The following is a 3655-nucleotide window of genomic DNA, read 5'->3' as shown; positions in this document are numbered from 1 at the left end:
AGCCTCTCCCCTCCCCCCGAAGTACCCGCAAGGATCAGGCGCGGGAGGGAGCCGGTAGGGCCCGTGGGGCGGTAGGGGTGGAAGGCTGTGGCTGTTGGGCCGACAAGCAGCGGGCTTGCTACGGTGCAGTGCGGCCGGCCGTGGGAAGTTCACCGGATGTGCGACGTCGTGATGACACGCGGCCGGCGGACAGGCAGAGTCAGCAGGTGGGAGAGGGTGCCGTGGACGACGAGACAATGGCGGGGTTCCTCGCCGAGCTGGCCTCCCCCGCGCCCGCGCCGGGTGGTGGCGCGGCCGCGGCGCTGCAGGCCGCCCTCGGCGCGGCGCTGGTGAGCATGGTCTGCAATCTCACGATCGGCAAGCCCCGGTACGCCGAGCACGAGGCGACGATGCTCTCCGCCCGGCTCGACGCCGACAAGGCCCGCGCCGAGGCGCTGGCGCTGGCCGGCGCCGACGCCCGCGCGTTCGCCGCGGTCAGCGACGCGTACAAGCTGCCGAAGGGCACCGGCGAGGAACGGGCCGCCCGCAGCCAGGCGATCCAGGCCGCGCTGGTCACCGCGGCCGAGGTGCCGCTGCACACCGCGGCGGTCGCGGCGGCCGTGGTCGGGCTGTGCACGTCGATCATCGACGGCGCGAACGTCAACGTCCTCAGCGATGTCGGGGTGGCCGCCGCCAGCGCACGCGCCGCGCTGGACAGCGCGGCGATCAACGTACGGGTGAACACGGCGGCGATGACGGACACGGCCGCGCGCGAGCGTGCCACGGCCGCCCTCGCCGGCCATCTGACCTCTGTGGCTACGGCGGACGGCATCGTGCGCGCCGTCGGGGAACGGATCGGATCATGAAGCTGCTGGACGGACGGGCCATGGCCGCGGAGATCGGCCGGGGCGTCGTCGACGAGGTGGAACGGCTGCGCGAGGCCGGCCGGGTGCCGACGCTGGCCGTGGTCCTGCCGGGCACCGACCCGGCGGCCCGGTCCTACGTCAGGGTGATCGAACGTGGCGCGGCGAAGGTGGGGGTCCACTGCGTCGTCCACGAGCTGTCCGGGGACGCCGCCGAGCTCGTCGCCACGGTCGACCGGCTGGCCGCCGACGACGAGGTGCACGGCCTGATGGTGCAGACCCCGCTGCCCCCGGGCCTGTCCGCGCAGGACGTCGGCAGCCGTATCCCGCCGCACAAGGACGTCGACGGGATGAACCCGCTGAGCCTGGGCCGGCTGGCCCTGGGCCTGCCGTGTTTCGCGCCGGCCACCGCCGCCGCGGTGCTGGAGATCCTGCACCGCGGTGACGTCAAGCTCGCCGGTGTCCGCGCGGTGGTCATCGGGCGCAGCCCGGTGGTCGGCAAGCCCGCGTCCCTGCTGCTGCTGGCCGAGGACGCCACGGTGACGATCTGCCACTCCCGTACGGCAGACCTGCTCTCGGTCGTGCACGAGGCCGATGTCGTGGTGGCCGCCGTCGGCCGTCCCAAGATGATCGGCAAGGGGTTCATCCGGCCGGGTGCCGTCGTCATCGACGTGGGGACGAACGTCACCGAGGCCGGTCTGGTCGGCGACGTGGACGCCGACGCGGTCGCGTCCGTGGCGGGCGCTCTCACCCCGGTCCCGGGCGGGGTCGGGCCGGTGACCACGATGCTGCTGCTGCGCAACACCACCACCGCAGCCACCGGGTAAGCCCACCCGGACTCGACCGCGAGCTGTCAGGGGCGCGACCCAGAAAGGCCCGGAAGGAAGACCGGGACAAACCGCTGGTCCATCGGCGGCGTCGATGTAGTCCCTGAGGGGACCGGTAAAAAGGACATATCGGCGGTGCGGAACGGTTACCAGCGGGCCTTTTCGCTGGGCTGCCGACAGGATGACACCCGCAGTTCCTTCCCAGAGGCAGAAAAAGCACTCGTCAGGCGTCTCAGTGAAATCAGTGAGAATGTTCAGCACGCGCCGTGCCTGTGACGCCCATGCCCACGCCCGGGCCCAGTCCTCGACGTGCACGATCGCGCCGGGCGCGGTCAGCGCGGCCACGACCTGACCATGGGTGATCATCGCGTCCTCGTGGATCGGGCAGAGCCGGCCCACGATCCCGGCCACGTCCAGACGAGCCAGGAAGTCACGCACGATGGGGAGCAGACCAAGCGGCTTCTTCACGCGCGGTCTGGGAGGTGAGGCCGGCGGCCAGCCGGACGCGGTTGCGGCCGTCGGCCTTGGCCCGGTAGAGCGCCGCGTCCGCCGTCTCCAGCAGGGCGGCCAGCTCCACGTCCGCGCCGGTGGCGGTGGCCACCCCGACCGAGACGGTCACGGACACGCAGACCACGCCGGCGGCGTGGCTGTCCGCCCGGCAGCGCATCTCGGCCACCTGGCGGCGGATCCGGTCGGCGGCCCGGGCGGCGCCGTCGAGGTCGGTGTCACACAGCATGATCACGAATTCTTCGCCGCCGAACCGGCCGACGAGGTCACGAGGCCGGGTGGCGGCGCGCAGCGCGTCCGCGACACACATGAGAACGGCGTCGCCGGCAAGATGGCCGAACTGGTCGTTGACCTTCTTGAAATGGTCGATGTCCACGATGAGCACGGACATCGGACGGCCCGAGCGCCGGATTCGCGCCACCTCCTTCTCCACCGTCTCACGCCAGTAGGCCGGGTTGGCCAGCCGGGTCTTGGCGTCGGTGCGGGCCGCCTGGAGCAGTTCGGCGTGCAGCAGGCTGCGTTGCAGCAGCAGCGCGGGCGGTGTCGCGGTGAGCATGAGCAGGGGATGCGCGGTCCACAGCACGGCCAGGCCGATGGCGGAACACATCTCGGCGGCGTCGACGGCGAACGTCTCCCGCCTGCCGCCGGCGAACGGGCGGCGGGCCGGCTGCGCCGATCTCGGATGCGCGCACCACAGCATGCCGCGCAGCAGGACACGGTTGAGCACCGTGTAGGTGAACACCGCCACGAACAGCGCGCCGATACGTCCGGACGAGCCCACCAGGGTGTCGATCCGGTACGGCCCCTGGGGCGGGGCGAGCGCCCGGTGCACGCCGGCCGCGCAGAAACCCGACACGCCCAGCGCCGCCGCGTTGAAGACCTGCCGGTACCTGGGCTGCGCGGCCGGCTGGCCGCGGGAACGGAAAAGGCAGTGCAGGGGTATGTGCAGGACGGCGGCGTACAGCGGTGGGAGAAGAAGTGTGACCGGCAGGGTCCAGTTCGACAGCAGGTCCCGGTGCGGCTCGTCCTTCCGGAGACCGGGCACACCGAGATGCCGGGACGTTTCCATGGCCAGCCGGCCGAGCAGAACGAACGCCCCGAACGTGAACAGGTCGGCAAACCTGAAGGAAAGCCCGAACAGGCCGACAAGGACAACTACCAGACACAGTACGTCGACGGCGACGAGATAACGGACAAGCCGTGGCGGCAGACTCCACAGCACAAAATGCGACACCCACTCGACCAGCCGTTCACCGGCCTGCCGGGCGGCCTTTCCCCCACGCCGCCAGAACCGCCGCACGAATCCCCGGAACCGCCGCTCCTGGGACGGCCGCTGGGGCGGCTGCGACGGCCGGGACAGCCCGGGTGCCAGTGGCTGGGATGGCGGGAACGGCCGGGACGAGCGGGCCGGCCGAGGCGACGGCGGCTGGGATGGTGGCCGGGAGGACGGCTGGGGCGCTGGCTGGGAGGGGAACGGGG

At 72.0% G+C, this 3655-nt stretch carries 3 protein-coding genes; 2 read left to right on the top strand and 1 reads right to left on the bottom strand.

Annotated features, from left to right (window positions below):
- The first annotated feature begins 221 nt into the window (after positions 1–221).
- Positions 222–845 (top strand): cyclodeaminase/cyclohydrolase family protein, encoded by a 624-nt coding sequence (locus AC5LUJ_RS17195; RefSeq protein ID WP_445548384.1) that lies wholly within the window; start codon positions 222–224, stop codon positions 843–845.
- Positions 842–1669, top strand: a complete 828-nt coding sequence (locus tag AC5LUJ_RS17190; RefSeq protein WP_250280441.1) for a bifunctional 5,10-methylenetetrahydrofolate dehydrogenase/5,10-methenyltetrahydrofolate cyclohydrolase — start codon at positions 842–844, stop codon at positions 1667–1669. Before AC5LUJ_RS17195 ends, AC5LUJ_RS17190 begins: the two co-directional genes overlap by 4 nt.
- 430 nt (positions 1670–2099) lie before the next feature.
- Here the strand turns inward: AC5LUJ_RS17190 and AC5LUJ_RS17185 are convergent.
- On the bottom strand, positions 2100–3655 hold a 1556-nt coding region (locus tag AC5LUJ_RS17185), incomplete at its 5' end, for a GGDEF domain-containing protein (RefSeq protein WP_493465286.1).

Source organism: Protofrankia sp. CiP1_Cm_nod3, from assembly GCF_982290655.1.
The sequence above is the reverse complement of the archived record's forward strand: the minus strand, read 5'-3'. Positions and strand labels throughout refer to the sequence as shown.

Excerpts from the sequence above, each read along its gene's own strand:
- AC5LUJ_RS17190 (WP_250280441.1), top strand. The coding sequence starts at position 842 with ATGAAGCTGCTGGACGGACGGGCCATGGCCGCGGAGATCGGCCGGGGC.